We start from the raw sequence: 5790 nt of genomic DNA on the forward strand, positions 1-5790 counted from the left end.
ATGCAAGACTCGCTAACCTGCGAAAGCAGGTTTTGTCTGTGTAGCGACAGATTTCAATCTGTCGTCTCATTTGAAAATGAAACAGCCCTGGGGGGGAGTGGGGGGAGAAGAGGGAGAAGGGGGAGAAGGGAAGAGTTAAAACTCAAAACGGACTTCGTCCCGCTGCGCTAACAAAACTCTCTTCTCGGATTAAAAGCGATAGCTACGCACCTGGTGTGGTGAAGCTTCGCCAAACTGCGCCCAAAGTGCGATCGCATTGGCATTACCGCCCTTGTCTACTTTTATTTCTACGACGATTGACGGTGGTTGTTGAGGTTTAGTGAGATTGGCTTTTCTGCTTCCACGTAAATCTTTGTTAAGAAGCTGCTGTTGGGGTTCGGAAATCTTGTAAGTTTCGAGTCCGTACTCAATGGAGTCTTTTTGGGCTAATCCTTTCAGAATAACGCGATCTGGGCTTTGCCGCCGTGCAATGCGATCGCTCTTGAGTTGGAGAGGAGGTTTGAGACTGACTCCTACTGGTTTCCAAGCTTGTGGTAATCCGGGTAAAGTCGGTGAAATTGGTTCTGCCAAAATCACATATAAAAGCGTACCAGGTTTAATAAAAATCTTTTCACGTTGATATCCTAGTTGCTTGGGTAATTCTTGCCAACCTGGAAGATTTCGTAGCCGATCCTGACTGGATATATCATACCTAATGGCTGGATCGTAGCCCTGCAAAAGTTCGTAAGGATCTGTTGGTGCTGTCTGGAGAATGACTTTTTTTCCATTGATCTGAGTATAAACGGATTGGGCTGGTACGGCAATAATTACTGCGGTTTGAAACAAAAGAGACAGCCAAAATCCCCAAAATGGTTTGGGGTTGATTATTTGTTCTTTGTTGTTGGTCATTTGTTGTTGGTTTTTGGTATAATATTCGTTGCCAAGACTTACGAAGCAACATCAGATATAGTGGAAATGGTGCGTTAGCAAAGCCTAACACACCCTATAAATATATGCTTTGCGTAAGTCCTGATTACATTACATATCATTTATAACAACGATCTAGTAGAATCTCTGCCAAACGGCGGCTATCGTGTCGTAAGATAGTTTTTCCTTTCATAAAGTTACCGCTTATCACCTCTTTTGTGACCAGCTTTTTGCACTCTTCAATATCTGGTTCAACAGGAAACTTGTTTTCCGTCGCATAGATATGACCCAACATATCTTCAATCGGATTTGTGTTCACTATAGCATAATCAACTAATTTGCCATCACAGTAGTATTCTTCAAGTTTTTTAATAAAATCGGATGCCTTATAGCCAGTTGTTTCTGCCGGATCAGTCACTAAATTCACTACATAAGTTTTAGGTGCATTTGTTTGGGCTAAGGCTTCTGGTAAACCTTCTACTAAAAAATTTGGCAGAATGCTAGTGTATAAACTACCAGGACCAATTACGATATGATCCGCTTCCATAATTGCTTGCAAAACAGGTTTATAAACCTGTGCGCGGCGTGAAAGATAAATATATTCAATCCTCTGTTCAAAATTAGTGCGGAGATCGATACTGGTTTCGCTGATTAAGTCCGTTCCATCATTCAATTTAGCAATTAAATCTACATCATTCAGCGTCACGGGAAGAACTCTACCCTGAATGTTTAATAAATTAGAGATTGACTCAATTCCAAAAGGAGTGCCGCCTTCCCAATCATAAGCTGCGGCTAACAGTAAGTTACCTAAACTATGCCCTTTTAGCCCTTCACCTTTACGAAAACGGTAATTAAGAAAATCACGCCATTTCTTACTATAATCGTCATCTGGTAGCAACTCAGAGATACATTTCAGCACATCTCCAGGAGGTAAAATACCATGTTCGTCTCGCAACCTACCACTACTTCCCCCACTATCCATCATGGAAACAACTGCTGTTACCTCCGATAAATTTTTTAACTCACTGAGTACGGTACTAACACCAGATCCACCACCGATTGTAACTATTTTAGGCTTGTTTGTTTGGGTCATTATAGGGAATAGGGAATAGGGAATAGGGAGTAGGGAGTAGGGAATAGAGAATAGGGAATAGGAGCTAGGGGCTAGGGAATAGATGGAAGATTGGCAATTAGCAATTAGCAATTCCCCTCAACGGCATCCGCTGGGCTATTCCCGATTTAAAGCTGACATCATTGCCTCTCGACTAACTATTTGATAAACCTCCTTAAAATACTGAATCGCACGAGAATCAACGGCAGCTAAAGGAATGGCTCCCAAGACATCAAGTACTGTGGAATTATCTGGCGGCGGGGTAATTACTACAAGCGTTGGATCTAAAGGCTCATTATATTGCCAAAATTCCTCAATGTTAAGTGGGCTAACAGTGGATGAAGTAGGGGATAAAGTAGCAGATGGATTAAGAGATTCGGGATGAATATCTATTATTTCTTGGCTTACTTCTTCTCTCGTACCCGTACTCCGCAGCCTACGCAAGTCATCGAGGATTTGTCCTTTAGTGCGTCCCCGTAATTGGAATAATACAAAAGGATCTTCACTAAAGCGATCGCCTAATTGATAATAAACTGCACCAATATGTTTGCAGGGATTTTTGGGATCTGGACAACTGCACTGAGAATGGATATCTGAGAGGGTAAATGGAAACAAGCTTAATCCATTGCTGGTAAAAACTTCTTCAATGTTATGGGGCATTTCTCCTGCTAATAGATGAGCTGAATAAATCGCTTGCTGTGCCATTGTTTGCACTACATAATTCCAGTCTTCCACTGAGAATGGATCTATAAATAGTGAGACTTGATATGGTTCTGGAGCCGTACCTTGTACTTTGGCTAATACCTGGGAATCTTTAAATTCAATGCTCAATACATTCCCTTCTCTGGCATAGTTTCTGGCTCGTTCTAGGCGCTTTTTAAATCGATAGGAGTTGAGTAGATCGTTCCAGCGTTGTACCCACCATTCAGTGGTTTCTATTTCATAATTGCTCATTGTTATTTGTTGGTTATTTGTTGTTGGTTATTGGTTATTTGTTGTTGGTTGTTGGTTTTAAATTTTCACTTTTGACTTGAGTTTGTTGCTGGTTTTTGATTGTGGAATGGCATGGCGATCGGAGGTAATTGTTAAGTTTGTTATTTTTTCTCTCAAACAACTAATAATTGTAACACGAGCAACCCATGTTATATAACAAATAACAAACAACCAATAACAAACAACCAATAACCAATAACCAATAACCAATAACAAACAATCAATAACAAATAACAAATAACAAACAACCAATAACAAACAACCAATAACTAATCCTCATCAATCACGGAATTCCGATCGAGTAATAATAGCGATCGCAATTGATCTGTATCCATTTCTGTTACCCAGTTTTCTCCGGCTTCTACGGTTTGTTCAGCTAGTTGTTTTTTGCTTTCAATTAAGTCATTTATTTTCTCTTCTAGAGTACCATTACAGACAAATTTATGCACTTGGACATTGCGGGTTTGTCCGATCCGAAAAGCACGATCCGTTGCTTGGTTTTCTACGGCGGGATTCCACCATCTATCGACGTGAAAGACATGATTTGCCCTGGTTAGGTTCAATCCAGTACCACCTGCTTTTAGAGATAGTATCAGAATTTGGGGTCCTTCGGGGTCATTCTGAAAGCGATCCACCATTTCCTCTCTTTGCTGTTTCTTAGTTGAGCCATACAGAAATAATATTTCACTACCCAACTCTTTCTCTAGATATCCTTGTAATAGTTTGCCCCACTCGGCAAATTGTGTAAAGATTAAAGCACTATCTCCTTCTGCAATAGCCTCTTCTAGCATTTCCTGTAACCGGAGCAATTTACCAGATCTTTTTGCCTCTCCTATTTGTTTCTCTTTTAAATATTGGGCGGGATGATTGCAAACTTGTTTCAGTCGCAATAATAAGGTTAAAATCAAACCCTTCCGCTTAATTCCATCAGCGGATTCAATCTCGAGCATGGACTCATCTACTAACTTTTGATAAAGTGAGGCTTGTTCGGCTGAAAGTCCACAGAATACTGTCATTTCCTGCTTTTCTGGCAAGTCTTGAATGATGGTTTTATCAGTTTTCATCCGGCGGAGGATGAAGGGTTGAACTAGGGAACGCAAAGTTTTTAATGAATCAGTATCGCCAAACTTCTCAATTGGCATGGCAAAGCGACGCTGAAAGAATTGGCGATCTCCTAAATATCCTGGATTGAGGAAATCTAAAATTGACCATAATTCTGTCAATCGATTCTCTACTGGTGTACCAGTTAAAGCAATATGAAACTGACTATTAATTTCCCGGATTGCTTTGGATTGCTTTGCCCCTGGATTTTTAATATTCTGTGCTTCATCCAGTATAATACCTTGCCAGGAAATATCCTGTAGTGTGGCGGCATCGCGATAGACTAAGGGATAACTAGTAACAACTAATTCCTTGTCTTTTATTGCTCTAGCAAATGTTTTTCCTTTTAGTCGTTTATCCCCGTGATGAATCATAACTTTCAGGGTTGGCGCAAATTTATGCACTTCCCTTTCCCAGTTTCCTAGTACCGATGTTGGGCAAACTAATAGAGTTGGCGATTCTAATGCTTCCTCTTTTTTGAGATGGAGGAGGAAGGCTATTGTTTGAATGGTTTTTCCCAATCCCATGTCGTCTGCCAAACAAGCACCCAATCCCCATTTTTCTAGAAATGCTAACCAACTTACACCTCGTACTTGATAAGGGCGTAATTCTCCCCGAAAACTGGCGGGTATTTCAATCGGTACAATTGACTGATTTCCTGTCAAATTAATTATTAATTCTTGCAGCGCACCAGATGCCTCAAATTTAACTACTGGCAGTTTACCCAGGGTGGTGGTATCCCCCGTACTCAAGCGCAAGGCATCTTCTACTGAAAGATTCATTTGATCTTGAGATGTCGCAAAAATTGCTTGAGCCGCTCGCACATCTGAAGGTTGTAGTGCTATCCACTCCCCATTAACTTCTACCAATGGAGATTTAAGTGCCATGAGGCGATCGAATTCTTTTTTAGAAATAGTTTGATCGCCAATTGCTAATTCCCACTTAAAATTCAGGAGGCTTTTTAATCCCAACCGCTCTTTTTTATTTGGTTTGGCTAACTCGGCACTCAGGCTAATTCCTAATCTTGTTGCCCCTGCACCTGGGGCTAATCCCGGTGGCAATATAATTCCTAAACCACTATCAGATAAACGCCAAGCACTACCCCGAATAAACTCATAAACCTCAACTGGTGTCAGGGAGCAAAACTGAGGAGTGCGATCGTGTAAACTAGGTTCAATCGGTGGATATAGTCGGGATGCTAAACCCAAGCCTTTTAAGAATGTTTCTTGAGGTAGTTCAATTATTCTCCCTTGATATTCTAATCTTTCTACTGGCAGATTCCAAATAGTTTTGGCATCAACTAAGAATTCTGAGTTATCAACTGCTTGTAAGGAATAGTTTAACTGCCAATTGCTTGCCCCTGACTCCGGAGGTTGCAAGACAAAACAGGTACGAAAAAGATTTTGTCCTAACTTTTCAGATTTGGGGGTGATTAAGTGTTGTTGTATGGGTATCTTCCAAGTGGAAAGTGCAGTTTCCAGACGCGCGATCGCAGTTGCTTCTCCTGTGAGGATATTAGAAGATTTGGAAAGACTTTGCAGCCATTCTGATATAGGCGATTCTGTTACTGGTAAAGATACTGACTCCTGCCAACACCGTACCTGGACATCTATCATACTGCTCAAAAAACTTAAGAGTAATTCTTGAGGAGAATCTGGCTGAAAATTAGATCCCTTAAC

Annotated in this window: 4 protein-coding genes; all 4 read right to left on the reverse strand. The window is 40.8% G+C overall.

Annotated elements, in window-relative coordinates; genetic code table 11:
* Window positions 1–189: 189 nt before the first annotated feature.
* Window positions 190–888, reverse strand: coding sequence for a GDYXXLXY domain-containing protein (locus tag NJ959_RS24730; RefSeq protein ID WP_254014413.1), 699 nt, complete (start codon window positions 886–888; stop codon window positions 190–192).
* A 136-nt stretch (window positions 889–1024) separates the two neighbouring features.
* A complete protein-coding gene (locus tag NJ959_RS24735; RefSeq protein ID WP_254014414.1) occupies window positions 1025–1999 on the reverse strand; it encodes a gluconeogenesis factor YvcK family protein in 975 nt (324 codons plus the stop codon).
* Window positions 2000–2134: 135 nt separating this feature from the next.
* Window positions 2135–2971 carry an SWIM zinc finger family protein gene (locus NJ959_RS24740; RefSeq protein WP_254014415.1) on the reverse strand — a complete coding sequence of 279 codons (837 nt, stop codon included), beginning with the start codon at window positions 2969–2971 and terminating at the stop codon, window positions 2135–2137.
* Between the two features lie 308 nt (window positions 2972–3279).
* A partial coding sequence (locus NJ959_RS24745) for a sll1366 family intein-prone helicase (RefSeq protein WP_254014416.1) occupies window positions 3280–5790 on the reverse strand: 2511 nt, incomplete at its 5' end.

The organism is Limnofasciculus baicalensis BBK-W-15 (genome assembly GCF_024178385.1).
Lineage (GTDB): Bacteria > Cyanobacteriota > Cyanobacteriia > Cyanobacteriales > Coleofasciculaceae > Limnofasciculus > Limnofasciculus baicalensis.

Excerpts from the sequence above, each read along its gene's own strand:
- NJ959_RS24730 (WP_254014413.1), bottom strand. The coding sequence starts at position 888 with ATGACCAACAACAAAGAACAAATAATCAACCCCAAACCATTTTGGGGA.
- NJ959_RS24740 (WP_254014415.1), bottom strand. The coding sequence starts at position 2,971 with ATGAGCAATTATGAAATAGAAACCACTGAATGGTGGGTACAACGCTGG.
- NJ959_RS24735 (WP_254014414.1), bottom strand. The coding sequence starts at position 1,999 with ATGACCCAAACAAACAAGCCTAAAATAGTTACAATCGGTGGTGGATCT.